Raw genomic sequence first — 26,752 nt, forward strand, 5'->3', positions numbered from 1 at the left:
TCCATTTACTTGCAATTAAGATTTTTCCATAAATCGAACATTTACTATGTATCCAATCATAATCAATTACTGAATTAGAAACAAGTTCTTCTTATTATGGAATCAAACAAAAAAGTCAGAAGAGCTAGTTATCTCACGGTGGAACGAACCAATTTTAGCATTGGTACATTCTTAGTAATAAGAGATAGCTGAACTCTTCTGACTAGTAACATTCTTTTAACCTTGCAAAACAAGCTGTTTTATCATGTTAATCCTAATTGCGGATAAAGACTAACACCTTATAAAAACTCTGCTAGTTCTTTGCGTTCTTCCTCTGTTAAAGGAACTAATGGTAATCGAACAGAACCAACATCAAATCCTTTTAATTGAAGCGCCGTTTTTACAGGCACAGGGTTAGGTGCTTTAAATAAGGCTAACATAAGCGGAAGTAATTTCTGATGCATTTTTGAAGCTTCCTCTATATTCCCAGCTAAGAAAGAATTCACCATTTCTTTCATTTCTTTGCCGATAATATGGGACGCAACAGAGATTATTCCTGTTCCCCCTACAGATAATAACGGTAATGTTAAACCGTCATCGCCACTGTAAACGTAAAAATCATCTGGGGTTGACGCAATAATTTTCGTGATGTTATTTAAATTTCCGCTAGCTTCTTTTACTGCTACTATATTTTCAATTTCAGACAATCGAATAATAGTATCTGGTTCAATATTAACAACAGAACGACCTGGAATATTATATATCATAACGGGTAGTTTTGTAGATTCTGCAACTGCTTTAATATGCTGAAACAATCCCTCTTGGTTTGGCTTGTTATAGTATGGTCCAACTACCATAACAGCGTCCACACCTGCAAGTTCAGCTTGTTTCGTCAATTCGATGGACTCATATGTGTTATAACTACCTGTTCCTGCAACAATTGGAACTCTCTTTTCCACTACCTTTACCACATGTTTAAATAACGCAATCTTCTCTTGTTTGGATAATGTGGGTGATTCTCCAGTTGTACCAGCTACTACTAAAGAATCCGTTCCGTTTTCAATTAAATGATTAATCAACTGTGTTGTTTTTGGAAAATCTATATGTCCCTTGGCATCAAATGGTGTAATCATGGCCGTTGACACCCTACCAAATAAACCCATCGTTCCACTCCTATTCTCATCTCGATCTTGTCGTATCTATATCTATTCTATTCTTTTTCTAGCTCAAACGCATCATGTAGTACATTCACCGCGTTTACTAAATCATCCTGCTTCACAAGGACCCATATCGTTGCATGGCTATCAGCTGATTGTAGGATTCGAATTCCTTTATTTGATAGTGCCGTCACAATTTTAAATGTAACACCTGGTACACCGGCCATTCCAGCACCAACTACTGAAACTTTCGCACACTCTCTTTCCATAACAGGTTCGTAGCCCATATTTTCAAGAACAGCTATTGCTTTATTGGTCATTTCATTTGTTACGGTATAGACAACACTGTTTGGTGATATGTTGATAAAGTCGACACTTATTTCTTCATTTGCCATTGCTTTAAATACTTGTGCCTGCAAATCATACTGATCTTTTTTTGCAAATACTTTAATCTGTGTTACATTCGCTACATGCGCAATACCAGTAACAGGTCTTTCTTTAATGTCGCTACCTCTGTTCTCTGCATTACTAGATGTAACGAGGGTACCAGTACCTTTTGAATACGTAGAACGAATTCGAATTGGCACCTTTGCCTGCATCGCAATTTCCACTGCTCGCGGATGTATTACTTTTGCCCCTTGGTATGCCATATTACATACCTCTGAATACGTGACCACTGATAATGGTCGAGCATTTTCAGCAATTCTTGGATCAGCTGTCATAATTCCTTCTACGTCTGTGAATATATCAATATATTCTGCGTTTAGGGCAGATCCTAAAGCGGCTGCTGAAGTATCACTTCCGCCTCTTCCTAATGTTGTCGTATCTCCATTTAGTGCTGCTCCTTGAAAGCCAGCTACCACGACTACATCATGGTTTTCCAATTCTTGTAGAATACGGCTGCAGTCCATTTCCATTATTCTTGCATTCGTAAAATCATTATTCGTTTTAAATCCAGCTTGAGCACCTGTCAAAGCTGTAGCTGAAATCTGATTTTCTAGCAATAGCTGTGTGAACACAACACTTGAAATAATTTCGCCGCATGACATTAGCAAATCATTTTCTCTTCTGCTGATACTTGTTTCTGCTCCGCCAACTAATGATAATAGTGTGTCCGTTGCATATGGTTCTCCTTTACGGCCCATTGCTGAAACAACTACAACCACTTTATACCCTTCACTTAATGCATCTTTAATATGATCTTTTGCTTGAATTCGGCTTTTTTCATCTCTTACGGATGTTCCACCAAATTTTTGAACCATTATTTTCACAGTAAACACCTCTGAACACTTTCTAAATGAGTGTAAATATAAGGGTGCCTTTTTCTAGAACAATTGGAGGATTCTCAAAATCCTTAACTCTATAGATTAGATTCACCTCAGACATCATATTACTAGGAGGATCCCTTGTTGTTTGACTCTAGTTAAGCTTTGAGCCATTTAATTGTAGTATTCGTTAAAAAAAGGATCTCTTTCTTCTAAAAATACTCATTTGTTAAGAAAGACAAGATTTTGGAAACGATGCGTATATTGCTGTGTCCAAACTTGTACTTCCTGTATGTAGAAAAATTAGAACTCTACTTACAGGCATTTTCCTGCATTCTAATCCTTTTTAAGTCTTGCCTTTCTTAATTTACTTATACAAGTCCTAATTTAATTAGGCTTTCTGCGATTTGAACAGAGTTCCATGCGGCACCCTTTAATAAGTTATCTGATACTACCCACATATGAAATCCGTTCTTCACGTCTAAATCTTGACGAATACGTCCGACAAAAACATCATTGCTCCCTACACAATCTGCAGGCATTGGATAGATTTGATTATTCGGATCATCTTGTAGCACAATGCCAGGAGAAACTTGTAATAACTCTTTTATTTCTGAAGCTGTTACTTGGTCATTGTCTAATTCAAAATAAATAGATTCAGAATGACCTGTTGCAACTGGTATACGTACACATGTTGCCGCAACTTTTAAGTCCTCTGCATGCATGATTTTCTTTGTTTCGTTAATCATTTTCATTTCTTCATAAGTAAATCCATTTTCAGTGAACACATCAATTTGCGGAACCGCATTAAAAGCAATTTGATAATGTTTCTTATCACTTTTAACTGGAAGAATTTTTGGCTCAAATGCTTCGTTGTTAAGAATCGCTTGCGTTTGGCTATTTAATTCCTCTACTGCTGCTGCTCCTGATCCAGACACAGCTTGATATGTCGACACTAATACTTTAGATAGTCCATATTTTTCTTTCAATGGTTGTAGAGCTACGACCATTTGAATAGTAGAACAGTTCGGATTTGCAATAATTCCGTTATGGTTGCGAAGATCTTCTTCATTTACTTCTGGTACTACTAATGGCACATCTTTGTCCATACGGAATGCACTTGTATTATCAACAACAATTGCTCCATGTCTTACCGCATGTGGTGCTAGCTCCTTTGAAACCCCGCCACCTGCACTAAATAGCGCAATATCGATTCCTTTAAAGCTTTCTGGAGTTGCTTCTTGTACAACTATTTCCTTATCTTTATAAAGAACTTTTGTCCCTGCTGAACGTTTTGAAGACAAAAGTGTTAATGTTGAAATAGGAAAATCTCTGCTTTCTAATGTTTTGATCATTTGCTGACCAACAGCCCCTGTTGCTCCAACTACTGCTACGTTATATCCTTTTAATTGATCCATTAATGGTTCTCCTTCCAAAGGCTTTCTCTAATAATAATAGGCTAGCGTCATGCACCGCCTTAAATAATATTATCTATTTTAACATATTCAAGCAGCAATAAAAGAAACTTTTATCAGATTCTTTCAAAAAACACCGATTGGCGCTAAAGAGCTCCAATTGGATTACAAAAAGCGCCTTGTTTTATCGGTGATTATAAAAAAACACTCGTTAATCTAAATATTTCTCTACAATTACTGGCTGAATCTGTTTATATTCTAATGCTGCTTCAATTGTTTCTGCAAGCATAGACATTCTTGCTACCATGGAATTTGGTTTTTTTTCTGGATCATCCTGACCAAATGGGATAAAGAAAATATTCTTTGTTGCCATCAAGCGCATAAGATTCATGCCGTTTAATCCTAATGCATCATTTGTTGATATTCCTAACACAACTGGTTTTTGATTTCTTAATGTAGCTTTAGCTGCCATTAGTACTGCATTGTCTGTCATAGCATTAGCAAATTTGCTCATGCTATTTCCTGTTAATGGAGCGATTACCATACAATCGAGTGGTGCTTTCGGTCCAAGAGGCTCTGCTGCTACGATGCTATCGATTATTGGCTGCCCAGTTATTTCTTCTACTTTGCTAACCCAATCCTTCCCCTTGCCGAAACGAGTATCTGTATTTTTAACATTTCCTGTGACAACTGGTACTACTTCTGCGCCAAGTGATACTAATTTCTCTACCTGTGGTACTACTTCTGCATATGTGCAGTGGGATCCTGAAATTCCAAATCCTATTCTTTTTCCTTGTAAACTACTCATGCTTATTTCTCCTTTCCTTGTTGCGGTTGATCAGCAAGTAATTGAGCTAAGACATCTGCGAGTATATTCCCTGCTGTTTTCGGGGCTACAATTCCTGGTAAACTTGGTGCAAGTAATGCCTTAACCCCTCTTTTTTCTGCATATTGAAAATCCGTTCCACCTGGTTTAGATGCCAAATCGAGCACCAAAGTGTGTAGAGGCATTTTTTCAATGACATCAGAAGTTACGACAAGATGGGGAATCGTATTGATACATATATCGATCTCTTCCACCGCGATTTGTAAATCATCTAAATGTACAGGGCTTAATCCCATTTCTATAATGCGTGCAATATGTTCACTTTGATTAGCTGCAACCTTTACTTTCGCACCTAATGCGTGGAAAGTTCGAGCAACACTCATTCCTACACGTCCTAGCCCTAGCACGATTACTTTAGAACCATGAATCGTTGTATCTGTATGTTGGATTGCCATCATAATCGTACCTTCTACTGTTGGAATGGAATTTAATATTGCTACATCATCTCGATCAAATAATTGAACGAGTTTTCGGTTTGTTTCTTTAATTAGCAAATTTAAATATTCATTCGTTATTCCTGAATATACGGTGCAATGCTCTGGGGTTTTTTCTAGTATTTCTTTTGTTAAAAAAACCTTTTCGTTCGAAAAGATTGTATCAACTTGCCCATTTAAATCGGTACCTTTAACGGGTAAGATAATAGCATCTATTTTCGAAAAATCTACGTTATCGATTTTTTCTTTTGTAGCTCCGGTGAATGCATGGTCTAACTGCTCGAACCCAATTAATGAAAGGATTGCCTCTTGTTCGGTTAACTTGCGAACAATTTCTAGCTGCCTTGCATCACCGCCGGTAACCGCGATTTTCATCCCTTTCAGCATGAATATTTCACCTTCTTTTTTTTAAAGATCCTGTTTTCATAGCTCGCTACTTCAACATCTTATGTGATTACATATTATTAGGTGAGTTGTTTCGAGGAATTCCTCAAAAAGAAGGATTTCTTCTTTATTTAGAACAACTAACTAAGAAGGGAAAGCTTCGTAACCTTCCTGTCCTAGTTTCTAATCGAACTAGCTCGAGCGTCCGCTACTTAAAAGCCTTTTTTACTTCAAAATTTCTCATCTAATTCGATTTATGCATCCCTTTATCTTTCTGTTCTTCATTACCTTCATAAAATAAGTTACCCACGGGAAGTTGTAAAAGCGGATAGAATGGAGGACAAAACGAAACAATGCCATCATTTCGTTGTAGAAAGCAATCTACTAGTTCAAAGGTAGGGGCACAAAAAAACTAGGAATTCAGAAATAAATTCTGTTTCCTAGTTTTTATTTTATATATGTAGTGCCATTTATTGAAGTGGTTTTGGCAGTTGTCCGTCTGGGCTGATTAAAGACACAGAGAATGTGTCAGTGAAAATATCTTTTGCCATTTGATCGACATCCGCTTTCGTAACTCGGTCTATATCAGCAATAATATCATCCAAGGAACGATGTTTACCTAATAATAATTCGTTTTTGCCATTTCTGCTCATTCGGCTATTTGTACTCTCTAAACTTAGCATTAAGCTACCTTTCAATTGCTCCTTACTATTTAGAAGCTCCTTTTCAGTAATTCCTTCTTTTTTCAAGGTAGCAAGCGTACTTTGAATCGTATCAAATAGTTCATCTAGCTGTTTTGCTCCTGTACCGCCATATATTGTTACAATCCCGCTATCTTGGTATGCAGAATGATAAGAGAAAACCGAGTAAGCTAAGCCTTTTTGCTCACGAACATCTTGGAACAGTCTACTGCTCATACTACCACCGAGAATATTGTTTAAGGAAACAAGTGTATACATTTTCTCATCGCCCACTTGTAATCCATTAAAGCCTAGGCATAGATGGGCTTGCTCTGTTTCCTTTTTTCGAGAAAAATTATTGGCATGGAAAGAAGGTTTCACAATTTCTATTTCTGATTTACCCGCTTCATATGTTCCAAAATACTTCTCTACCTGGGAAATAAATGTATCTGTAATATTTCCAGCAATCGAAATAACTGTATTATCTGGTGTATAATGATTAAACATATATTCTCTTAACGTATCTCCATTAAAGGTAGCAAGCGTCTCTTCTGTACCTAAAATTGGATAGCCTAATGGATGTTTATCATAGATTGCCTGACTTAATAAATCATGGACAATATCATCTGGTGTATCATCATACATCTTAATCTCTTCATATACAACATTTTTCTCTTTCTTTAACTCTTCTTCATCAAAAGTTGAGTTAAAATACATGTCTGCTAACACTTCTAATGCCATATCAGCATGTGTATCCAACACCTTTGCATAATAGCAAGTATATTCCTTTGAAGTAAAAGCATTTACTTGACCACCAATACTGTCAAATGATTCTGCTATTTCTCTTGCACTACGTGTTTTTGTTCCTTTAAAAAACATATGCTCTAAAAAATGGGATACACCATTATTTTTTTCATCCTCTTTCCGTGATCCTGTTCCTATCCATACGCCAATAGCTACAGAGCGAACGGTTGGAATGTTTTCCAATACTATTCTTACTCCATTTTGGCAAGTATATCTTTTGATCAATTATGTTCCTCCTGTTCTTCTACCAAGTTGTTAAATATAGCTGCGACTGCTAGTATATCTTATTCCTCTTATTTTTTCCAAAACATTGTTTGATTATAATCATAACATAGGAAGGTTTAAAAGATGAATAACGTTTCATTCCCGTATGAAGAGAAGATAAGTATGTTATTTTTACTTTTCGTATGCTCCCTGTTGATTTCCGCTTTACTGGCGCCGCTCCCATTTCCTTCATTCCCGAAGAAACTATTCCTTACACATCCATTAATTCAAGCCTTCATAAAAATAAAGCAACAGCATTTAAAATACATTTCATCTTATAGAATACTATAAGATGGATGGAACTACTATTTTTTTGTATTATAGCTTTCCCGCTCCTCACTAAGCATGTCACTAACCGTATCAATTTTATACCCTTTATTCTCAATTTCAATAATTAATCGCTCGAGACTATTTGTCGTTACTTCTGTAGGGTGCATGAGGATAAGTGCCCCATTATGGATTTTTGCAAGAACTCGATTAAGCAATGTATCTGGGCTTGGTTTTTGCCAATCGATTGTATCTACAGACCATATTACTGTTTTCAACTTCTGCTGATCTGCAATCTTTACTACTTCATTATTAAAATATCCGCTTGGTGGTGCTAACAACGTGACTTGCTCTCCTGTTGTTGCTTCTATCACATCATTTGTTTTAACTATTTCCTCATGAATTTTGCTGCTACTAATTTTACTCATATCAGGATGTGTATAGGAATGATTTCCGATTTCATGCCCAGCTTCTGCAATCATTTTTGCAAGATCTGGGTTTTTTTGAACCCATCTACCCTCTAAGAAAAAACTAGCCTTCACATGATGTTTTTTCAAGGTAGCTAGAATATCAGGCAAAAATTCATTGCCCCATGCTACATTTATAATAAAACTAACTGTCTCTTTGTCTGGATTTCCTTTATAAATAGGAGCAGGCGGCAAATCAGCTAAAGTAATTTCTGGTTTCACTTGTTGGAAAACTAATTTTTGTTCATTGAATATCTTCTCTTTTTTCATATTTTTATATGATGCATCTATATCGACCTTTAGCCCGTTTAATCCAGGAATTGCTTTCCATACTGGATCTAACTTTGCATCTATTGGTGCTTTTTCAAACTCTTTTGCTTTTTCACTAATAGTTGTGTATAAGGAACCATTTGCTGTTACGGTTACTGATTTTTCTTGCAAGGTGCTAACATATGTATCTGCTAAAGGATTATTAACTAAAAACCAAGAGACAACAACAATCCCTACTAGTGAAACTATTTTCTTCATCACCTTCCCCCCCTAGTTATTACAATATGATAATCAAGGACAAGGTAGAACGCAGAAATATGGACATTGCTTATCCTTATTTTTTATTTTGGTTCAAGATGAATCATTTCATTCCACAAAAAAGATGACTTGATAAAATATCTGTTAAACCATTAACAGCTTTTATCAAAGTCATCTTTTTCTTTTTGTTATTTAGTTAGTTTTTAGCATTCTCAGCTTGTTCTTTTTGTTCTTTTAAAACCGCTTTGCGTGATAAGTTAACTCTTCCTTGTTTATCAATTTCTGTTACTTTCACAAGGATTTCATCACCAATTGCTACGACGTCTTCTACTTTGCCAATTCTTTCTTCAGCAAGCTCAGAAATATGAACAAGGCCGTCTTTTCCGTTAAAGATTTCAACGAATGCACCGAATTTCTCGATTCGTTTTACTTTGCCAAGATACATTTGTCCGACAACTACTTCACGAACAATATCTTCAATAATTTGTTTTGCTTTGTTATTCATTTCATCATCAATAGAAGAAATGAATACTGTACCATCTTGCTCGATATCAATTTTAACGCCAGTTTCTTCAATGATTTTATTGATTTGTTTACCACTTGGTCCAATTACATCGCGAATTTTGTCTGGGTTAATAGACATCATTAAGATTTTTGGCGCATAAGAAGATAAAGATTCTCTAGGAGTATTGATTGTTGCCATCATGGATTCTAAAATTTGCATACGACCAATTTTTGCTTGCTGTAATGCCTCTTCTAAAATTTCACGAGATAGTCCATCAATTTTAATATCCATTTGAAGTGCTGTAACCCCTTTAGAAGTACCAGCAACTTTAAAGTCCATATCTCCTAAATGATCTTCCATTCCTTGTATGTCTGTTAAAATACTGTAGTGTTCACCAGATTTAATCAGACCCATTGCAATACCTGCAACTGGTGCTTTAATTGGCACCCCAGCATCCATCATAGCAAGCGTACTTGCACAAATACTAGCTTGTGAAGTAGAACCATTGGATTCTAATACTTCTGATACAAGGCGAATAGTATATGGGAAGTCTTTTTCAGAAGGAATGATCGGTTCTAAGGCTCTTTCCCCTAGTGCGCCATGGCCGATTTCTCTTCGTCCAGGTCCACGCATTGGTCCTGTTTCACCAACACTGAAGTTAGGGAAATTATAGTGATGCATAAACCGTTTTTCTTCTTCTACTCCAAGACCGTCCAAGATTTGTACGTCTCCTAGAGCACCTAATGTACAAATGCTTAATGCTTGCGTTTGTCCACGAGTGAACAGACCAGATCCATGTGTTCTTGGTAATAAATGAACTTCTGAAGATAGTGGGCGGATTTCTTCTAATCCACGTCCGTCTGGGCGAACTTTATCTTCCGTAATTAAACGGCGAACTTCATTTTTCACTAATTTATCTAAAATTGCTTTCACTTGCTTTAATTCTTCTTCTTCTGTTTCTTCTGCTTCATACTTTGCAATAACAGAATCTTTTACCACTTTAATAGCTGCTTCACGAGCATGCTTTTCTTGTACTCGAATGGCTTCTAGCATTTCGTTTTCACATAATGCGCGCACATCTGCTTCGATGTCTTTATCCAATTCGTATAGAACAACTTCCGTTTTCTCTTTGCCAATCTCTTCAGCAATTTTTTCTTGGAAAGCAATTAGACGTTTAATTTCATCATGACCAAACATAATTGCTTCAAGCATTACTTCTTCTGGCACTTCATCTGCACCAGCCTCAACCATGTTGATTGCATCCTTTGTACCTGCAACAGCAAGATTAATATCACTTTTCTCTGCTTGTTCTACTGTTGGATTGATGACAAATTCGCCATCGATTCTTCCAACATATACACCAGCGATTGGACCGCCAAATGGTATGTCAGAAACAGATAATGCGAGTGATGACCCAAACATTGCTGCCATTTCAGATGTACAATCTTGATCCACACTCATAACCATGCTGACTACTTGCACTTCATTACGGAAGCCATCAGCAAATAATGGTCGAATCGGTCTGTCGATTAAACGGCTTGCAAGAATCGCTCTTTCGCTTGGACGTCCTTCTCTTTTTATAAAGCCACCTGGGATTTTACCAACTGCATATAGGCGTTCTTCATAGTTTACTGTTAATGGAAAGAAGTCTAAGTTTTTCGGTTCTTTTGAAGCAGTCGCTGTGCTTAATACAGCAGTATCACCATATCGTACAAGTACTGCGCCATTTGCTTGTTTTGCTAATTGTCCAATTTCGACTGTAAGCTTTCTTCCAGCCCAGTCAATGGAATAGACATGCTTATCTTGTCCCATTCATAAACCCCTCTCTACTCATTCACTTCATGGAGGTTTCCGGTTAAATACTACCTAAAACCTACTATTTTATAAAATAAAGAATACTACCTTTAAATTTTCTCTTCTACTAGTATACACATTTTATGTAACTAAAAAACGAAATTAATTTATGTAATCTATAGAAACCATATGTTAGATTCGCATTTATTTACAATAAAAAAGCGGGAAAAATATCCCGCTTTTTTAACTATCTACGTAGACCAAGTTTGTTAATTAAAACACGGTAACGTTGAACGTCTTTATTACGTAGGTAAGTTAAAAGATTACGACGTCTACCTACCATTTTCAAAAGACCACGACGTGAGTGATGATCCTTTTTATGTGTACGTAAATGTTCATTTAAGTTATTGATTGACTCAGTAAGGACAGCGATTTGAACTTCTGGAGATCCAGTATCGTTCTCATGCGTTTTGTACTCATTGATAAGTTCGTTTTTACGTTCTTGAGTGATTGCCATCCTGTTTCACCTCCTATTTCTATTACACTAATCCCCATTTACCGAGCAAAACGTTGGTGATTCGATTTGCCAAGCAAAGGTTGTTTTTAGTACGTATTTAAGAATACCTGTTTTCTTGTGAAAAATCAAGACATAACCTTTTATTTTTTAAAATAAGCAAAGAACACAAAAGAGAGTCTGGCCAAACATCGATTCTAATAGAAACAAATAAAAGTTTCCTTACTATTACTTGTTTCTTTCTATTTACCTGTTGGAATATATTTAACCAGTATTTCCAAATCTATTTAGAATATTCCGTATTACTTTCATTTTTTTCTTATTGTGCGTTATCATAAAAATATTGTAATGCCGTTTGCTTGTCTTTTTCTATTTGGGCTACTAGTTCATCGATTCCATTGAATTTTTGTTCACTTCTGATTCGTTTATGCCATTCTACTGTTACGGAATGTCCATAGATGTCTTGATGGAAATCGAAAATATGGACTTCAATGCTGGCTGTTTTCTCTTCTGGAGTGAAGGTTGGTTTTGTGCCTAAATTACATACCCCTTCATACCACTTTCCATTTACTAATAATCGGACCGCATATACACCAAGTGGTGGCAAAATAACATCACTTGCTTGCTTTACGTTTGCTGTAGGAAAACCGATTGTTCTTCCCCGCTTATCGCCATGAATGACAGTGCCTTTTATCGTATAATATCTGCCTAATAGGGAAGGAACTTTTTCCATATCTCCATTATTAATAAGGGAACGAATCAATGTGGAACTTACTTTCTCTCCCCCAATGGTTTCTTTTCCAATAATGGTTGTTTCATATTTACCTCGTGAATGTTCCGAAAGTGTTCCAGCCGTTCCTTGAGCTTTCTTGCCATAAGTATAATCAAAACCTGCTACAACATGCTTCACATTTAAGTCAATTAAATACGTATCTACGAATTCTTGCGGTGGCAAACTAGCAAATTCAATAGTGAAATCAACAATGAATAAATAATCAATTCCTAATTTTGCTAATTCTTCCACTTTGGATTCAAAAGAGGTTAAATACTCTACTTTTTTCGTTTTTCCACCTAGCACGATAGAAGGATGGGGATCGAACGTCATAACAGCACTGCTCCATCCATTTTGATCTGCTATATTTTTTGCTTCTCCGATTACTTTTTGGTGACCAAGATGTACACCATCAAAAGAACCTAACGCAATGGAAATTGGCGGATAATCTTGCTCTTTATTTCGTTCTGAATGATTGATTCTAACTATTTTCACTACGCTACTCACCTTTTCTAGCTCTAATTTCTTTATCCCTTTTGTCACACTGTTTCAAGGTGTACGACGCATTATTCACTATTCCAAAATTTTCAATATTTTTGACGGTTTTATTAAACCATTTTTTGTTGGATGCTGAACATAGATAGCTAACGCTTCACCTGTTGTTGTTTGAATGACAATTGGCTCCTGTTCTTCTACTAAATGAGCAGGAGTTTCTAATACCGTTCCGTTTCGTACCTTCATTGCTAATGTATCATTTATTTCATATTTCGGCAAATGTAAAAGCGCGTCTTCAATCGGATAAATAAGCTTATCAACAATCCCTTTTTCTACATATTCTTCAAGCTCTTCAAAGGTCACACATTCTTTTTCCGTAAATGTTGCAGAACGTGTTCGACTTAAGTCTGACATATGGGCAGGATACCCTAATTTTTCTCCAATCATCACAGCGAGCGTTCTGATATATGTTCCTTTACTGCAGCTTACTTTAAATCGAAAGGATACGATATCACCCTTTAATTCTTTCCATTCTTCTATTAATTCTAAAGAATAAATAGTCACTTGTCTTGAAGGTCGTTCAATCACTAATCCTTGTCTTGCATATTCATAAAGCCTTTTTCCATTTACTTTTACGGCAGAATACATTGGCGGTGTTTGCGTAATTGTCCCTGTTAATTCTTGTAATATTGCCTCGATTCTTTCTCTCGTAATCGTTTCTGTTACTTCCTTTTCCTCTACCTTTTCTCCAGAACGGTCTTCTGTAGTAGTAGAGTAGCCTATCGTTACTTCTCCTACGTATTCTTTGCCAGCATCTGTTATATATTCCGCTACTTTCGTCGCTCTTCCTAAACAAATCGGCAATACCCCTGTTACATCTGGATCGAGTGTGCCAGTATGACCAATCCTCTTCATATGTAATATCTTTCGCAAACGAAAAACACAATCATGCGAAGTAAGCCCCTTCGGCTTCCATAACGGTAAAATCCCTTCCATATACCTCATCCTTTATTCATTTATAAATTTAAATAATTAATGCGAAAATAGATCTTGCTCTTTACTTGTAATGTCATTTAAAATTCTGAGTTGATTGAGGGAACTTGACTCCTGCGGGAGATGAGGGAAATAAGAGACCCGCAGGCAAAGCCGAGGAGGCTCTCATCCCTCCCCGCGGAAAGCAAGTTCCTGTAACGGAAATCAACGCGCTTTGTTCGAAAGTTAACTTTATTTAAGCCTCTATAAAAAAACTCCTATCGTCCATATCCATAACCATCATGGAAAAAGTCCGATAGGAGCATACTTATTTTTACATCTTATCTTTCGTCGTTGCTAGACGGATTTTCTTTTGCGATTTGATGCAATAATGTATCAATTCTATTTCCGTAATCTATCGACTCATCAAATTCAAAAGTAATCTCAGGAGTTTTGCGTAAACGAATGCGTTGTCCAATCTCTGAACGGATAAAACCTTTCGCTTTTGCTAATCCTTTTAGTGTATTTTCACGTTGTTCCTCATCGCCAAGTACGGAAATATACACAGTTGCTTGTTGAAGGTCACCTGTAACGTTAACATCTGTAACGGTTACAAAGCCGATGCGAGGATCTTTTATCTTACGAGTAATAATCTCGCCCAATTCCTTCTTCATTTGTTCACCAACACGATTTGGTCTTAGACTCATCGCGCAATTCACCTCATTTTATTAAAGCCATTCTATATCTGTTACCGTTCTCTCTATTTCTGGGAAAGAATCGATAAACTGCTGTGCTTGCTGCAACACACCTTCAACGGAGACACGTGCAGAAGCAACTGTAACGATAGCAATCTTTGTTCTTTGCCAAGTATCTTGAAAGTCTACCTCTGAAATAGAGATATTGTATTTTTGCTTTAAGCGGGTCATAATCCTTTGTAGGACCGCCCGCTTTTCTTTTAATGAGTGGGCATCATAAATAATGCATTCCACTGTCATTAAACCAATTATCATTTACGCTCAATTTCTTCCATAACATATGCTTCGATAATATCGCCTTCTTTAACATCGTTAAAGTTTTTGATTGTAATCCCACACTCGTAACCCTGAGCTACTTCTTTTGCATCGTCCTTAAAGCGTTTTAATGCATCGATTTCGCCTTCAAAAATTACAACACCGTCACGGATTAAGCGAATGCCGCTATCTCTTGTAATTTTTCCGTCTGTTACATAGGAACCTGCAATCGTACCGATTTTAGAAACCTTGAAAGTTTGACGAATTTCAGCCTGACCAATAATTTTTTCTTGGAATTCAGGGTCAAGCATCCCTTTCATTGCCGCTTCGATTTCTTCAATTACTTTATAGATAATACGGTGTAAACGTACATCTACTTCTTCAGCATCTGCAGCTCTTTTCGCATTAACATCAGGTCGAACGTTAAATCCGATAACAATTGCATTAGATGCAGCTGCAAGTGTAATATCTGATTCATTAATGGCACCTACACCAGTATGAATAATTTTAACATTTACGCCTTCTACTTCAATTTTATAAAGAGCGGCAGCTAATGCTTCTGCTGAACCTTGAACATCGGCTTTAAGAACGATATTAATATCTTTCATTTCCCCTTGTTTCATATGTTCAAACAGATTATCAAGACTGATTCTTGTTTTTTCTGATCTTTGAGCTTGAATTGCTTGTGTAGAACGAGCTTCTCCGACTTGTCTTGCTGTTTTCTCATCATTGAAGACAACAAATCGATCACCAGCTTGTGGAACCTCGTTTAAACCAGTAATTTCAACAGGTGTTGATGGTCCTGCTGATTTCACACGTCTACCTAAATCGTTAACCATTGCACGAACGCGACCAAATGTATTTCCAACTACAATTGGATCTCCTACGCGCAATGTACCATTTTGAACTAGTAAAGTTGCGACAGAACCTTTCCCTTTATCTAGCTCTGCTTCAATAACCGTTCCAACCGCATTACGATTTGGATTAGCTTTATATTCTTCTACTTCACTTACTAATAAAATCATTTCCAGTAAAGAATCAATACCTTCACCAGTTAATGCGGAAAGTGGAACAAAGATAGTTTCCCCACCCCAAGCTTCTGGTACTAATCCATGTTCTGTTAATTCCTGCATTACTCGATCAGGATTTGCAGTTGGTTTATCCATTTTATTGACTGCAACAATAATAGGAACCTCAGCAGCCTTCGCATGGTTGATTGCTTCGATTGTCTGTGGCATAACACCATCGTCAGCAGCTACAACAAGAATGGTGATATCTGTAATTTTGGCACCACGTGCACGCATTGTAGTAAAGGCTGCGTGTCCTGGTGTATCAAGAAACGTAATTTTCTTGCCATTTTCCTCAATTTGGTATGCACCGATATGCTGGGTAATACCACCAGCTTCTCCTGCTGTTACCTTTGTATTACGGATACTGTCAAGTAATGTTGTTTTCCCGTGGTCAACGTGTCCCATGATTGTAACAACAGATGGGCGCTCTATTAATTCTGCATTTTCATCATCTGCAAAGTATACTTCTAGGTCCGTTGTATCGATTTTAATTTCTTCTTCAACTTCTACCCCATAATCTGTACAGATTAACTCGATCGCATCTTTATCTAATTCTTGGTTGATCGTTGCCATTACACCAAGTAGGAATAATTTTTTGATGATTTCAGATGGTTCACGATGTAATTTTTTTGCTAATTCAGCAACAGTTAAAGACTCACTGAATGTAATTTTCTCTGGTAATTCTTTTTCTTTTTTCGGAGCAGGTGGTGCAACTGGAGCAGCATTTTGCTTCCCTTTGCGATTGTTATTTCTATTTTTGTTATTATTGTTGTTATTGTTTTTTGGTTTATTAAACCCTGGTTTATTATCTTTAGTATTTTTCACAGATTGATTTACTTTCCCCTTTTCAGCCATTTCATCGCTTTCTTTTTCATACTCGTCTGCGATATTTTTAGCAACCGCTTTTTGAGCCGGTGTTTTTGGCTTATTTTCTTCGTTCTTTTTATTATATACACGATCTAGTTTTTTTATTGCTTCCTCTTCCAATGTTGTCATATGGTTTGAGACTTCTACGTTCATCTCTTTTAATTTAGCAATAACATCCTTGCTTGAAATGTTATATTGTTTTGCGTATTCGTATACTCGCACTTTACTCATCATTTCACCCCCGCTAGAATTAATCGAGCAGCGTTAAAAGTTTTTTTGCAAATCCATTATCCAAAACAGCGACAACCACTCGTTGCTCTTTCCCTATCGCTTTCCCTAGGATTTCCCTATTTGAAACAAGCTTTACTGGCACTTTATAGGAACGGCATTTATCTGTGATTTTCTTTGTCGTGTTTTGTGACGCATCTTCCGACAATAATATTAGCTTTGCATTACCGCTTCTAATTTCTTTTACGGTCAATTCCTCACCTGAGGTAATTTTCCGTGCTCGATTTGCTAAGCCAAGTAATGACATCCACTTGTTATCGTTCATTTGGATTGTCTTTGCTCCTTATCTATTAGTTCTAACAGCTCTTCATAGACAGAATCATCTACTGTAACTTCTAGCTGATTAGAAAGAATATTCTTCTTCTTGGCTAATAGTACTGCTTCTCTATCCAATGAAAGATATGCTCCACGACCGGATTTTTTCCCTGTTAAATCGACGGATACATCCCCTTCTTTGGAACGAACGATGCGAACTAATTCTTTTTTCGGCCTCATTTCACCGGTAGCAACACATTTACGCATTGGTACTTTTCTTGGTTTGTTCACACACATTCACCTCTATCACTCGAAATCTTCCGTGCTTAAACGAAAATCATCCTCTTCTTCTACTTCATCATCAAATTTAATTAATGAATTTTCTGTTGGATAAATTCCAACTTCTCTTGCTTCCGATTCAGATTTGATATCAATTTTCCAGCCAGTAAGCTTCGCTGCTAAGCGTGCATTTTGGCCTCTCTTACCAATTGCCAATGACAATTGATAATCTGGAACAATCACAGTAGTTGCTTTGTCTTCTTCATTCACAATTACTTCTAATACTTTTGAAGGGCTTAATGCATTTGCGACAAATACTGTTGGGTCACTAGACCACTTAACAATATCAATCTTTTCCCCTTTTAACTCATTTACAATCGTCTGCACACGAGTTCCTTTAGGACCTACACATGAACCTACTGGATCTACTTCTTCATTTTCTGAATGAACGGAAATTTTGGAACGATCTCCAGCTTCACGAGCAACCGATTTGATTTCTACTGTGCCATCATAAATTTCTGGCACTTCCATCTCAAATAATCTTTTTAGTAAACCTGGATGTGTTCTAGAAACAAAGATTTGTGGACCTTTTGTTGTCTTTTCCACTTTTGTTAAGAACACTTTGATTCTATCATGTGGTTTATAATGCTCATTTGGCATTTGTTCATTTGTAGGCAAGATTGCTTCAATTTTTCCTAAGCTTACATAAATAAATTTGCTATCTTGACGTTGAACAATCCCTGTCATGATGTCTTCTTCGCGATCGATAAATTCGGAATAGATAATTCCTCTTTCTGCCTCACGAACTCTTTGTGTAACTACTTGTTTTGCAGTTTGCGCTGCAATACGACCAAAATCTTTTGGTGTAACTTCTAATTCCACAATATCTTCTACTTCATAGTTCGGATTAATTTTTTGTGCATCTTCCAAAGAAATTTCCAGACGTGGATCAAATACCTCATCTACTACTTCTTTTCTAGCAAATACACGCATAGAACCTGCACCTAAATTCAAATCAATTCGTACATTTTGTGCCTGGTTAAAATTGCGGCGATAAGCAGAGATTAAAGCCGCTTCCATTGCATCCATGATCACTTCTCGTGATATTCCTTTTTCTTTTTCAAGTAACACTAGAGCATCAACTAATTCACTGCTCATGAGCGTGTATCCCCCTTTATTCTCTATTATCAATAATGAAATGACCGTAAGTTAGCGAAGCTTTTTCATAAAGCTTCTTAATTAAAGTCCTTTATAAATTATGAAAAAGTAACTGCAAGCCTAGCTTTAGCAACTTTTTCGTATGGGATCTCAATCGTTTTCTTTCTTGTCTTTATTTTGACTTCGACTGTCACCATTTTTCCATCAAAAGCTGTTAAGATTCCTTCAAAGGTTTTTTCGTTTTCAATTGGTTCATATGTTTTAATATAAACATTTTTCCCGATTGCCTTTTCGAAATCTTTGTCTTTTTTTAATGGTCGTTCTGCTCCAGGTGAAGAAACCTCTAAAAAGTAGTTCTCTGAAATCGGATCGACTTCATCTAGCTTTTCACTTAGTTTTTCACTAACAACTGCACATTCATCAATATCCACGCCAGTTTCTTTGTCAATGTAAACACGTAAAAACCAGTTTGGTCCCTCTTTTACATATTCAACATCTACTAATTCTAAATGTAGTTCATCTAAAATGGGATGTGCCATTTCTTCCACTATTTGTGTTACTTTGCTCAAAATTTTTCCCTCCTTAAGCAAGGAACCTTATTATGTTTTTAGAGTCAACTTAGTAAACTAAAATATGTACACTTGTTGCTCAATTCTCAAATTAGTGTGATACCATTCACTTCTGATTTTAGGAAAAAACCCTAATACAAACAGGAAAGAGTGGGTTGCCCCACTCTCCATTCGCGAAAGTTATCCTTAGTATTTCCAATTAAACTATACCATAACCACTTCATTTATGCAAATGAAAGTCCGTTATTACAACGTTTCTTCCGACTTCTAAAAAATCTATTAGAATAAGGAAAGCTGATTTTGGTCTGGCATATCTGCCAAGCAACCGTGATTGTCAAGATATTGCATAATGGTTTTAGAAACTTTTCCCCGTTGCTGTAAATCCTCTTTTGATAAAAACTCCCCATTTTTTCTAGCTTCCACAATATTTATTGCAGCATTTGTTCCCAATCCTGGGATACTATTGAATGGTGGAATAAGAGAATTACCTTCAATAATAAATTCAGTAGCACTAGATTTATATAAATCAACCTTTTTGAAGGAATAGCCCCTTTCTACCATTTCAAAGGCTAGCTCCATTACAGTTAATAAGTTCTTCTCTTTCGTTGATGCGTCTAACCCTTTTGCACTTATATCATCTATTACTGCTTTAATACTATGGGAGCCTTTCACCATTGCATCAACATCAAAATCATCGGCACGAACAGTGAAATATGCAGCGTAATAAAGCAATGCATGATGCACTTTGAAATAAGCAATCCTTACTGCCATTAATACGTAAGCAGCGGCATGCGCCTTCGGGAACATATATTTTATCTTTTTGCAAGAATCAATATACCATTCTGGTACTTCGTTCTTTCTCATTTCTTCTTCCATCTCATCTGATAGACCTTTCCCTTTACGCACACTTTCCATGATTTTGAAAGCGAAACTTGGATCCAGTCCTTGATAGATTAGATAAACCATAATGTCATCACGACATCCTATTACTTCACTTAAGTTACAAATATTATTATGAATAAGTTCTTGGGCATTGCCTAGCCAAACATCTGTACCGTGAGATAGACCAGATATCTGTACTAACTCAGAAAACGTTGTCGGCTTTGTATCTTCTAGCATTTGTCGAACAAATTTTGTTCCAAACTCAGGGATACCAAATGTACCTGTTTTACAATAAATTTGTTCTGGGGTTACCCCAAGTGACTCCGTACCACTGAATATTTTCATTACTTCTGGATCATCTGTCGGAATTGTCTTAGGGTCAATCCCACTTAAATCTTGAAGCATTCTGATAACAGTCGGATCATCATGTCCTAGAATATCAAGCTTCAGTACATTATCATGGATAGAATGGAAATCAAAATGGGTTGTTTTCCATTCGGAATTTCGATCATCTGCTGGAAATTGAATCGGCGTAAAGTCATAAACATCCATATAATCCGGAATAACAATGATTCCCCCTGGATGCTGTCCAGTTGTTCGCTTAACACCCGTACAGCCAGATGCTAATCGGTCAATTTCCGCACCGCGAATTTGCAAATTATTATCGTTTTGATATGCCTTAACATAACCATATGCTGTTTTATCAGCTACAGTACCTATTGTTCCTGCACGGTATACATACTCATCACCAAACAGTACTTTTGTGTAGTTATGGGCGATTGGCTGATATTCACCGGAAAAATATGGCAATAGGTAAGCCTTTGATGTCATCTCTAGCTTTTCCCCTGCCCCACACCGTACGTGACCCTTTCGGTGTCATACGGCGCTCTATCGTCTTTATATTTACGATAATTAGATCACTAACGCTCGGAATCCTACTACCTTGCGTAGTGCATTGAGTTTCTTTAATGCTTTGGCGTCTAGTGTATTGACATGATAATAGTTTGACCAGTTGTTCTGTTTCCAGTGTTCCTTTTCAAGTTTTGAAAAGCGAGAAGAATATTTTCTTCTGAGATGATTAAATCGTACAGCTTATTAAAATACCTTCCATTTTTACTTTCAGCATACAAATGGTCAAATGTGTCTTGAACATTGAAATATTCGTTATTTCTTAGCTTTTGAACCATTAAGTCAGCCAACTAATCACCTCCAAGAAAGGCTTTCGTTTCTATTTAGTCATACAAGAATACTGACTTGTGTAGGATTTGTATCGTAAAAGACTACTCAAGCCCTTCCCTCAGAACTGTTTTTCCCTCGGACCTATTCAGTATATTTGGTCGTCATCAGCAGTTCCTACAATCGGTACTACGGCTTTACTGCCACTTCGACAAATCTTCATTATACTCAAGCTGAGCTTTTTGAAGAACGACTTTCAATCGGTGTGTAATCACCTCAAGTCTCCGAAGCTTCCCACGTTCCGTTAACTCTATCTATACATACTTCCGTAGGTTTCCTCTAAACTCCGTCTAGCTTGATAGCTCCTATAAAGCTATATGGATTTTCATAACCTAACGTTTACTCATCCACACTAGAAAGTCCTATTAGGACCCCTAAGCATTTCTACTTAGTGACATTCACGAAGAGTCAGTCGAGGATTCGTCCAGATAACTCTATCCATACTAACCATAGAAGTTTTGTAGACACCCGGCCTATCGTTTACAACTCTATTAGGGTCTTGCCTCACCATTATGTGTTAGGGTAAACTTCAGCCGACTTTAGCGGGCTTCAAACGAGTTTAACTATTTACATTATTTCCTTCGCTTGCCGCAGATTCAGTGAGTGTGTTTCAAGGCGTTACCCTATCATTCCACACTTTGAGTTAACAGTTCTCCTAGCAAAAGCTAGTGACCAATCTTTTCAATTGATAACGTGGCGCACTCAAATCAATATCAGGTACCTTATCCCCTTTAAATCCAAGGAAAGTTTCAAACGGAATATCATGACCATCTTTCTTCAACCGCGCCCCACAGTTAGGACAATTTTTATCCGGCAAGTCAAATCCAGACCCAACAGAACCATCGTTAAAGAACTCCGAATATTTACATTCTGCGCAAATATAATGAGGAGGAAGCGGATTAACCTCGGTTATTTCTGTCATCGTGGCGACAAAAGAAGAACCAACAGATCCACGGGAACCTACTAAATATCCATCATCTAATGATTTTTTCACGAGTTTATGAGAAATCAAATAAATAACGGCAAATCCATGACCAATAATACTCTTCAGTTCTTTTTCCAAACGGGCTTCTACGATTTCAGGAAGTTCATCCCCATAAATCCTTCTTGCCATTCCATAGCTCATTTCCCGCATTTCTTCTTCAGAGCCTTCAATTTTTGGTGTATAAAGATCATCCTTGATTGGTTTAATGACATCAATCATATCAGCGATTTTATTTGTATTTGTGACGACTATTTCCTTTGCCTTTTCTTTGCCGAGGAAGGTGAAACAGTCTAACATTTCATTCGTTGTTCTAAAATGTACATCTGGAAGCTTATGGCGATTCAGTGGATTCGCTCCACCTTGTGATCCAACCAAAATTTCTCGATAAATCTTATCATTTGGATTTTGATAATGAACATTTCCCGTTGCGACAACAGGTATGTCTAATTTATCGCCTAGCTTTACGATATTACCGATTATTTCTTCTAATGCTTTTTCATCTTGCACTAGCTCCATTTCGATTAAATGAGCATAAACCTCTTTTGGCATTACCTCTAAATAATCATAAAATGGGGCAATATCTTCTACTTCTTCAGGAGCCTTTTGCATCATCGCTTCAAAGACTTCCCCTTTATCGCAGGCTGAGCCTACTAGCAAACCTTCTCTATATTTTTCCAACACAGATCTCGGAATACGGGGAACACGATAGAAGTAATTAATATGGGCAATTGATACGAGCTTAAATAGATTTTTTAAGCCAACCTCGGTTTGTGCAAGGACGGTACAGTGATAAGGACGAGCTCTTTGGTATGCATTTCCCTGCCCCATATTATCATTTAATTGATTATGATTAAGAATTCCCTTTTCAGAAGCATCCTTCAGCATTTTCAACGCAAGATACCCCGTCGCCTCTGCATCATATATCGCGCGGTGATGCTGGGTTAATTCAATATCAAATTTCTTCGCTAATGTATTCAACCGGTGATTTTTCATTTCCGGATATAAGAATCTACCTAATTCCAATGTATCAATGACCGCATTTGTCGATTTTGGCAATCCCGCTTTCTGGTAACCGACATTTAAAAACCCAACGTCAAACGAAGCATTATGGGCAACCAAAATACTATCGCCTGTCCACTCTGCAAACTTACGTAAGACAATATCAATTTCAGGTGCACTTTCTACCATATCATCAGTAATACCGGTTAAATTTATCGTTGTCGCAGAAAGGCGATGATGCGGATTTGCAAATGACTCAAATCGATCAATGATTTCCCCATTATGAATCTTCACTGCTGCAAGCTCAATAATCGTGTTATATACGGCTGAAAGTCCTGTTGTCTCAACGTCAAATACCACATACGTGGCATCCTCTAGCACGATATCCTTTGGATTATAGGCAATCGGTACGCCATCGTCCACTAGATTCATCTCTACTCCGTAAAGAATTTTGACATCGTTTTTCTTTCCAGCTCCAAACGCTTCTGGGAATGATTGCGCAACAGCGTGGTCTGTGATAGCTATCGCTTTATGCCCCCATTTTTTCGCTTGCCCAACAAGTGTAGCAACAGATGAAACTGCATCCATTTGACTCATTGGAGTATGAAGATGCAATTCTACTCTCTTTTCATCCTCTTTTGCTGTATCTTTCCGTTCAACAGCCTTTATTTCATTTAAATCATTTCCAATCATCACTAAATCACGAACGAAGGTATCATTTTGAATACTTCCACGCGCTCTGAGCCACATACCTTTTTTGACTAATTGGAAAAGTGCTGCATCTTCTTTATCACGAGAGAACATTTTTACGAGAATAGAACTTGTGTAATCTGTAATTTTAAAGGTTAGAAGTGTCCGTCCACTACGAAGCTCTTTTGTTTCAGCAAAAAAGACATAGCCTTGGACCGTCACACGTCTTTCTTCATCCACTATCTCTTCCATACGACGATAGTCACTATCATCCTTAATCGTTAATCCGATTGTTAATGGACCACTAGGTATTGGAGAATCGCCGGCTTCTTTATCAGCTTCCATCTTCTGAATGTCTAATAATGCTTGCTTTCCTCTCTCCTCATCCTCTTTTTGCTTCGCTAGTAAAAATTGTTCATACTCTGAATTCGATTTTTCCTGTACAATCTCTGTATCTAAACTCATTGTAGGAAAGCCAAAAAATTGATAGGCATCGGTAATCAAGTTAGCATATTTTCGTTTAATCGCTAAACCTTCCATTTCATTTCTCACTTGAATGGTTAGCTTATTTCCATTAAATTGAGGCACTTGCTCATTTAATAATTTTAAAAGCGGTGGAGAGATTCCTTGCATTTCCTCTATACATGCAGACCAATAGTCACGAATTAATACATCTGTGACGATTCCATTTCTTACTCGAATATCATACGTAATAGTAGCAATATGAGAAAAGCTACTTCTTAACTTTGCAGTAAATAATTGATAGACTTGAAATGGAATGATATCGTCAAACAAAAAATGAAAATGCCATTTCTTGGATCGCTTTTCGACAACAATTTTTTCAATGCTGGCGTTGCGAAAATGGGAAATATATTGGTCGTCTGTGAATTGCAATTGCTGCAACAAAATCTGGAAACGATCTACTTTCCCCTGTATATCACTCATTTATGTCGCTCCTTCCAATCTTACTAAATTCTATAAAAATAATTATAGCACAGAAAATCTGTTCTTTTACTTAATGCAGTTTAGCATACAATCGAATACACAAAAAGAAAAAGATTTAGCCAATTGCTAAATCTTTTTCTTTTTATCTTTTTCAATTATCCTTCTACTTGTGTTAAGCGAAGAATGGTAGCTGCAAGCTCGCTTTCATGAACTTCTAGCATTTCTCCTGTACTTCTCACTTTCACTTCTACGATTCCTTCAGATGCTTTTTTCCCAACTGTTATTCGAATTGGTAAACCAATTAAATCAGAGTCAGCAAATTTCACACCAGCACGCTCAGCGCGGTCATCGACTAATACATCAAAACGATTTGCTTTTAATGATGCATATAATTTATCTGTTAATTCATTTTGTGCTTCGTCTTTTGTATTGACAGTGATTAAATGAACATCGAATGGAGCTATAGTATTTGGCCATACAATTCCTCTGTCATCATTAAATTGCTCTACAATTGCTGCCATCGTTCTAGATACACCAATTCCATAGCAGCCCATAATAAGCGCCTGGCTTCTGCCATTTTCATCTAAATATGTTGCACCCATTGCTTCGCTATATCGAGTACCAAGCTTAAAGACATGTCCTACTTCAATCCCTTTTGCAAAAGTAATTGTGCCTTTTCCGTCTGGTGAAAGGTCCCCTTCTTGAATGAAACGGATGTCTGCATATTGATCAACCGCAAAATCACGTTCAGGATTCACATTCACATAGTGGAAATGCTCTTCATTTGCCCCACAAACACCATTAACAATTGCTTTCACAGCATGATCGGCAATTACTTCTACATCTTTTACATTAATTGGACCTAATGAACCAATCTTGCTTCCTAAAACAGCTTCCGTATCTGCATGATCTGCTAATTCTACACTATTTGCTTCTAATAAGTTTTTCACTTTTATATCATTTACTTCATGGTCTCCACGAACTAATACTAGAACAAACTTTTCATCTACTTTAAATAAAAGAGATTTTATGCATTTATCTGCTGCTACATTTAAGAAAGAAGAAACTTCTTCAATTGATTTCTGCTCTTTCGTTTCTACTTTTTCTAGTTCTTTTGCAGGCTCGTTCATTTTTTCGTAGGAATTAATAACAGGAGCCATTTCAATATTTGCAGCATAATTGGATTCTGTTGAATACGCAATAGTATCTTCTCCTACATCAGATAATACCATGAACTCATGGGTATCCTTCCCGCCCATTGCACCACTGTCTGCGATAACTGCACGATAATTTAAGCCGCAACGCTCGAAAATATTGCAATATGCTTTGAAAATCGCATCATAAACTTCCCCTAAGCTTTCATGGGAAGAATGGAAGCTGTATGCATCCTTCATAATAAACTCTCTGCCGCGCAAGATTCCAAAACGTGGTCTTTTCTCATCTCTGAATTTCGTTTGGATTTGATAAAGGGTAAGTGGCAGACGTTTATACGATTTTACTTCGTCACGAACTAAGCTTGTGATGACTTCTTCATGGGTTGCACCTAATGCAAATTCACGACTATTGCGGTCTTTAAGACGCATTAATTCTGGTCCATAAGTAAACCATCTGCCTGATTCCTGCCATAATTCGGCTTGTTGCAAGGCAGGCATCAAAAGTTCTACTCCTCCTGCAGCATCCATTTCTTCGCGAATAATTTGTTCAATTTTCTTTATTACTTTATTTGCTAGTGGCAAATAGGAATAGATACCACTTGCATTTTGTCTAATATATCCTGCTCTTAATAATAGCTGATGGCTTTTAATATCAGCATCTGCTGGTACTTCTCTTAATGTTGGAATTAACATTTTACTTTGCTTCATCTATGTTTGCACCTCTAATATTTTTATGTGTTTGTTATTATTGTGAAGAAAGCTATAGATTAGATTGATTTTTTC

At 36.9% G+C, this 26,752-nt stretch carries 20 protein-coding genes and 2 pseudogenes; all 22 read right to left on the reverse strand.

The features are described from left to right. Positions 1-278: 278 nt before the first annotated feature. The 22 genes and pseudogenes from dapA to ACTNDN_RS05105 all read right to left on the reverse strand — a co-directional run bounded on the left by dapA (position 279) and on the right by ACTNDN_RS05105 (position 26,677). Positions 279-1,142 (reverse strand): 4-hydroxy-tetrahydrodipicolinate synthase, encoded by an 864-nt coding sequence (dapA, locus tag ACTNDN_RS05000; RefSeq protein WP_031534581.1) that lies wholly within the window; start codon positions 1,140-1,142, stop codon positions 279-281. Positions 1,143-1,189: 47 nt separating this feature from the next. After that, positions 1,190-2,407, reverse strand: a complete 1,218-nt coding sequence (gene dapG / locus ACTNDN_RS05005) for an aspartate kinase (protein WP_031534580.1) — start codon at positions 2,405-2,407, stop codon at positions 1,190-1,192. A 365-nt stretch (positions 2,408-2,772) separates the two neighbouring features. Next, a complete protein-coding gene (gene asd / locus ACTNDN_RS05010) occupies positions 2,773-3,819 on the reverse strand; it encodes an aspartate-semialdehyde dehydrogenase (RefSeq protein WP_031534579.1) in 1,047 nt (348 codons plus the stop codon). A gap of 208 nt (positions 3,820-4,027) precedes the next feature. After that, positions 4,028-4,624 carry a dipicolinate synthase subunit B gene (gene dpaB / locus ACTNDN_RS05015; protein ID WP_031534577.1) on the reverse strand — a complete coding sequence of 199 codons (597 nt, stop codon included), beginning with the start codon at positions 4,622-4,624 and terminating at the stop codon, positions 4,028-4,030. Positions 4,625-4,626: 2 nt separating this feature from the next. Next, entirely contained in the window at positions 4,627-5,523 is an 897-nt protein-coding gene (dpaA, locus tag ACTNDN_RS05020; RefSeq protein WP_235247678.1) for a dipicolinic acid synthetase subunit A, read from the reverse strand. Positions 5,524-5,990: 467 nt separating this feature from the next. Beyond that, the gene (locus ACTNDN_RS05025; protein WP_031534573.1) at positions 5,991-7,229 is read right to left on the reverse strand and encodes a M16 family metallopeptidase; all 1,239 of its coding nucleotides are present in this window, start codon (positions 7,227-7,229) and stop codon (positions 5,991-5,993) included. 344 nt (positions 7,230-7,573) lie between these two features. After that, positions 7,574-8,530 (reverse strand): polysaccharide deacetylase family protein, encoded by a 957-nt coding sequence (locus tag ACTNDN_RS05030; RefSeq protein WP_441130817.1) that lies wholly within the window; start codon positions 8,528-8,530, stop codon positions 7,574-7,576. Between the two features lie 196 nt (positions 8,531-8,726). Then, positions 8,727-10,847: a polyribonucleotide nucleotidyltransferase gene (pnp, locus tag ACTNDN_RS05035; protein WP_235247679.1), complete on the reverse strand. Its 2,121-nt coding sequence runs from the start codon at positions 10,845-10,847 to the stop codon at positions 8,727-8,729. 229 nt (positions 10,848-11,076) lie between these two features. Further along, positions 11,077-11,346: a 30S ribosomal protein S15 gene (gene rpsO / locus ACTNDN_RS05040; protein WP_016201171.1), complete on the reverse strand. Its 270-nt coding sequence runs from the start codon at positions 11,344-11,346 to the stop codon at positions 11,077-11,079. 316 nt (positions 11,347-11,662) lie between these two features. Further along, positions 11,663-12,610 (reverse strand): bifunctional riboflavin kinase/FAD synthetase, encoded by a 948-nt coding sequence (gene ribF / locus ACTNDN_RS05045; protein ID WP_031534569.1) that lies wholly within the window; start codon positions 12,608-12,610, stop codon positions 11,663-11,665. Positions 12,611-12,688: 78 nt separating this feature from the next. Further along, positions 12,689-13,606 carry a tRNA pseudouridine(55) synthase TruB gene (truB, locus tag ACTNDN_RS05050; RefSeq protein ID WP_031534567.1) on the reverse strand — a complete coding sequence of 306 codons (918 nt, stop codon included), beginning with the start codon at positions 13,604-13,606 and terminating at the stop codon, positions 12,689-12,691. Between the two features lie 317 nt (positions 13,607-13,923). After that, positions 13,924-14,289, reverse strand: a complete 366-nt coding sequence (gene rbfA / locus ACTNDN_RS05055) for a 30S ribosome-binding factor RbfA (protein ID WP_031534565.1) — start codon at positions 14,287-14,289, stop codon at positions 13,924-13,926. A gap of 21 nt (positions 14,290-14,310) precedes the next feature. Next, positions 14,311-14,592: a DUF503 domain-containing protein gene (locus ACTNDN_RS05060; protein WP_031534563.1), complete on the reverse strand. Its 282-nt coding sequence runs from the start codon at positions 14,590-14,592 to the stop codon at positions 14,311-14,313. Continuing rightward, positions 14,589-16,760 carry a translation initiation factor IF-2 gene (gene infB, locus ACTNDN_RS05065; RefSeq protein WP_031534562.1) on the reverse strand — a complete coding sequence of 724 codons (2,172 nt, stop codon included), beginning with the start codon at positions 16,758-16,760 and terminating at the stop codon, positions 14,589-14,591. The genes ACTNDN_RS05060 and infB overlap by 4 nt, the downstream gene beginning before the upstream one ends. 19 nt (positions 16,761-16,779) lie before the next feature. Then, positions 16,780-17,082, reverse strand: coding sequence for a YlxQ family RNA-binding protein (locus tag ACTNDN_RS05070; protein ID WP_016201165.1), 303 nt, complete (start codon positions 17,080-17,082; stop codon positions 16,780-16,782). Further along, a complete protein-coding gene (gene rnpM / locus ACTNDN_RS05075) occupies positions 17,079-17,363 on the reverse strand; it encodes an RNase P modulator RnpM (RefSeq protein ID WP_031534561.1) in 285 nt (94 codons plus the stop codon). The genes ACTNDN_RS05070 and rnpM overlap by 4 nt, the downstream gene beginning before the upstream one ends. Before the next feature lie 15 nt (positions 17,364-17,378). Next, entirely contained in the window at positions 17,379-18,509 is a 1,131-nt protein-coding gene (gene nusA, locus ACTNDN_RS05080) for a transcription termination factor NusA (RefSeq protein WP_031534559.1), read from the reverse strand. A 98-nt stretch (positions 18,510-18,607) separates the two neighbouring features. Continuing rightward, positions 18,608-19,081 carry a ribosome maturation factor RimP gene (rimP, locus tag ACTNDN_RS05085; protein WP_192840931.1) on the reverse strand — a complete coding sequence of 158 codons (474 nt, stop codon included), beginning with the start codon at positions 19,079-19,081 and terminating at the stop codon, positions 18,608-18,610. Between the two features lie 276 nt (positions 19,082-19,357). After that, positions 19,358-20,761: pseudogene (locus ACTNDN_RS05090) on the reverse strand (PolC-type DNA polymerase III); the annotation flags it as partial. A 179-nt stretch (positions 20,762-20,940) separates the two neighbouring features. Further along, complete coding sequence (locus tag ACTNDN_RS05095; protein ID WP_031534554.1) at positions 20,941-21,159, reverse strand: hypothetical protein; 219 nt, start codon at positions 21,157-21,159, stop codon at positions 20,941-20,943. Between the two features lie 737 nt (positions 21,160-21,896). Continuing rightward, positions 21,897-24,815, reverse strand: a pseudogene (locus tag ACTNDN_RS05100) (PolC-type DNA polymerase III); the annotation flags it as partial. Between the two features lie 155 nt (positions 24,816-24,970). Next, entirely contained in the window at positions 24,971-26,677 is a 1,707-nt protein-coding gene (locus ACTNDN_RS05105) for a proline--tRNA ligase (RefSeq protein ID WP_441130818.1), read from the reverse strand. Positions 26,678-26,752: the final 75 nt, after the last annotated feature.

This window comes from Niallia sp. HCP3S3_B10, from assembly GCF_052064465.1.
GTDB lineage: Bacteria > Bacillota > Bacilli > Bacillales > Cytobacillaceae > Niallia > Niallia hominis.